The 2,840-nt window shown below is 29.5% G+C and carries 4 protein-coding genes; 3 read left to right on the top strand and 1 reads right to left on the bottom strand.

The features are described from left to right. Positions 1-69: 69 nt before the first annotated feature. From VK998_RS02845 to VK998_RS02835, 3 genes are read left to right on the top strand one after another with little or no spacing between them, the layout of a single operon-like run. Entirely contained in the window at positions 70-1,053 is a 984-nt protein-coding gene (locus tag VK998_RS02845) for an alpha/beta hydrolase (protein ID WP_325225252.1), read from the top strand. Between the two features lie 13 nt (positions 1,054-1,066). Beyond that, positions 1,067-1,675, top strand: coding sequence for a regulatory protein RecX (locus VK998_RS02840; RefSeq protein ID WP_325225250.1), 609 nt, complete (start codon positions 1,067-1,069; stop codon positions 1,673-1,675). Continuing rightward, entirely contained in the window at positions 1,672-1,935 is a 264-nt protein-coding gene (locus VK998_RS02835) for a GIY-YIG nuclease family protein (protein WP_325225248.1), read from the top strand. Before VK998_RS02840 ends, VK998_RS02835 begins: the two co-directional genes overlap by 4 nt. A 22-nt stretch (positions 1,936-1,957) precedes the next feature. Here VK998_RS02835 and VK998_RS02830 read toward each other — a convergent pair. Then, the coding region (locus VK998_RS02830) for a VanW family protein (RefSeq protein WP_325225246.1) at positions 1,958-2,840 on the bottom strand (883 nt) is incomplete at its 5' end.

Here is a 2,840-nt window from a genome sequence, read left to right as displayed (position 1 = left end):
GCAAAGAAAGCATTGCTTACTAGAGAAGTAATAGAAAATCCGTTAGAAAAATAATTTTGGTGGGTGCATATGGAAAAAATTAAAGAAAAACTAAAAAAATCTTATTTTATTGCCAATAAAGTATATCTTTTTTTAATTTTTATTTTATTGGCCATAGAAGATTTTAGTCTAGGTTTCTATTATTTTTTAATCTCTCTTTTTATTTATGGATGGAAAACATTAAAGTCCAAAGTTCCTATTGAAGTGAGCAAGAAATTTAAGAGTAGAACTTTTGTATATAAACGAGCCCAAAATAGAGATTTGAAATTAGACCTTTGGTTACCTTCCAATGCTAGGAAAAATAATCCACTAGTGTTTTTTTGTCATGGTGGTGGGTGGATATCTGGATTTAGAAATCAACCTAATAATGTTTCTTGGTGCAAATACTTAGCTTCAAAAGGTTTGGCTGTTGTGAGCATCGACTATAGATATGGGTATAGAAATACTATGGAAGATATTTTATCCGACTATACAGATGCTCTAAACTATGTAAAGAAAAATCATAAAAAATTATCTATTGACAAAGATAATATTGTATTGATGGGTTTATCAGCAGGAGCTCACCTTTCTTTGCTATATACGGCCTATCATACCAATGAAAATAATAAAGAAAAAATGAAAGGCATAAAAAGTGTAGTGGCTTATTACCCCCCTACAGATTTAAGTGCCATATTTGTAGCAGAAAACAAGTCCATATTTGCTAGATTTGCAACAAAAAAAACTTTAAAAGGAAGTCCTGTTAAAAAGGAAGAAATCTATAACTATTATTCCCCAATTAATTGGATTAGCAATAATATGGTCTCCTGCTTAATAGCTCATGGGAAAATGGATACTACTGTACCTTTTAAATCCTCCGTAAATTTTATAAAAGTTTTGAAAAAATATAAAATAAAGTATACTTTTTTAGTTCATAGAAAAGGTGGACATTCCTTTGATACTAAACTTAAAGATATAGGAACGGTAAATATTTTAGAAAGAACTGTAAGATTTATTAAGAAAACTATAGATATTTAAAGTAGGTGAAAAATTGATTATAACCAAAATAGAACCACAAAAAAATGATAAGAGGATAAATATTTATATAGACGGTAACTTTGCCTTTGGACTTATGAAAGAAATCCAATATAAATATAGCTTAAAAGAAGGAATGGAAATAGAGCAAAGTTTTATAGAAACAGTATTACTGGAAGAGGAACAGTTAAAAGCCAATAATACTGCTTTAGATTATTTGAATTATAGAAAAAGAACTGAAAAAGAAATTATCGATAAATTATCAGAAAAAGGTTTTGAAGAGAATATAATAAACAACACTTTAGATTATTTGAAAAAATATAAATTTGTAGATGATTTGGATTATGCCTCTAGTTTTGTGCAAGATAAAGTAAATTTAAGCAAACATGGTCCATATAAAATAAGGTATGATCTATATAGAAAAGGTGTTTCACAAGAAATAATTGAAGAGGTCCTGGAAGAAGATGATGAATACCCTAGAGCTTTGGAACTGGCTAAAAAAAAGATAGTTTCCTATAAAAATGATGATAGAAATAAAACATATAGAAAATTAGGAGGCTATCTTCAGAGAAGAGGCTACTCCTATGATTGTGTCTCAAGGGTGTTGAAGGAGTTAGTAAAATGAGTGATGATAAGATCTGTTATGTATATATTTTAGAATGTGCAGACAAAACACTGTATACAGGATGGACTGTAGATATAGAAAATAGAATTGAAATGCATAATAAAGGTAAAGCCTCAAAATACACCAGAGCAAGACTTCCCGTTAAGCTGGCTTATTGTGAAACCCATGAAGACAAGATTTCTGCTCAGAAAAGAGAATGGCAAATAAAACAACTAAGTAGAAAAGAAAAGCTGAAACTTATAAAAAAAACATTGTTATAATATTATAATAATGTTTTTTATTTTATTTATTTTTTTCTATAACATGAGGCAATGGAAGATATTGGCTAATTCCTAATTTTTTTGTTTTATATCTGCCATCTTCATATTTTATTATTACTGTAGTTTCAACTGTTGCACCATCTATTCCTTTAAGGATTATCTTTTCTTCCCCTTCTTCTAAATCTGGGTTGTTTTTATAATGGATAGGAGCTTTTACTTTATTTATGATTTTATGTTGCCACTCCACTTTTGGTGATGCTTCTTGCCCGTAAAAACCTATATATAATCTATTTCCAATAATTTCTGACCATATTAATATTGAAAAATCCTTGTCGTTTTTAAATCTAAAATCTTTGTACCCATAGGCGACTGTAGCATCTTGACCATATGGAACATAGTTAACAGGCATAGAATGATTATGTCTTTCTATTATCTCTAAATCGCTTAATATTGCAACATTATATAATGTTGAGGCAATTTTACAAACCCCTCCTCCTTCAGTTTCTACAATATAAGGTCCAGCAAAAGATGCACCTTTTCTATAACCTCTTTCCTTAGTATATGGACCTATCATTTTATTTTGTGAAAATATCTCATCAGTAGATAGTACTATTCCTTTAATCGAATTAGCTGCTAGATTCACATTATATTCTTCACCAGGTAGAGGATCTATTAAAACTGCACAGTAAGCTGCCATTAGGTCAGGAGTATTATGCTTTTTTTGAGCTTTTAAAAAGTCCTCATCTTCTACCCAAGGTAGATTGTTTACTGGCCCTGATATATCTGGAGCATCTATTTCTAATTCTTCTTTTTTTAATCCTTCAATTTCTATTTCTAAACAATCCTTTTTTATATCCAAATTAGCTTCAACTTTTTCCGGTTTATATGATTCTAAAGCTAATAGC

The organism is Schnuerera sp. (assembly GCF_035459645.1).
GTDB lineage: Bacteria > Bacillota > Clostridia > Tissierellales > Tepidimicrobiaceae > Schnuerera.
Note: the sequence above shows the minus strand (reverse complement) of the source record. Positions and strands in the feature narration are given on the sequence as shown.

What these genes read in the sequence shown, in the direction of transcription:
- VK998_RS02845 (WP_325225252.1), top strand. Translation starts at nt 70, where the DNA reads ATGGAAAAAATTAAAGAAAAACTAAAAAAATCTTATTTTATTGCCAAT.
- VK998_RS02835 (WP_325225248.1), top strand. Translation starts at nt 1,672, where the DNA reads ATGAGTGATGATAAGATCTGTTATGTATATATTTTAGAATGTGCAGAC.